A 251-nucleotide genomic window follows, 5' to 3' on the forward strand; every position below is an offset into this window, starting at 1 on the left:
CCAGATCGTGGCTGGCCAGCTGGAAACCGGCGCCCAGATTGTCCAGCGACTGCAGCACCTGCAGACGCCGCTCAGCCGACAGGGTCATCGGCTTGATCGGATCGGTGGTCAGATAGGCGAAGGCCCGCGCCTTGGACCGCCCGACCCGCCCCCGGATTTGATACAGTTGCGCCAGGCCGAACATGTCGGCGCGATGCACGACCAGCGTATTCGCCGTCGGAATGTCCAACCCGCTCTCAACGCTCGTGGTG

1 protein-coding gene is annotated in these 251 nt (G+C 65.3%); it reads right to left on the reverse strand.

Going from position 1 to position 251, the window contains the following annotated elements; all coding sequences use genetic code 11:
* Positions 1-229, reverse strand: a 229-nt coding sequence (locus CVH10_RS22735) for a hypothetical protein (protein ID WP_219925028.1), incomplete at its 3' end; no start/stop codon positions are given.
* Between the last annotated feature and the right edge of the window lie 22 nt (positions 230-251).

The organism is Halomonas sp. ND22Bw, from assembly GCF_003011945.1.
Classification (GTDB): domain Bacteria; phylum Pseudomonadota; class Gammaproteobacteria; order Pseudomonadales; family Halomonadaceae; genus Halomonas; species Halomonas halophila.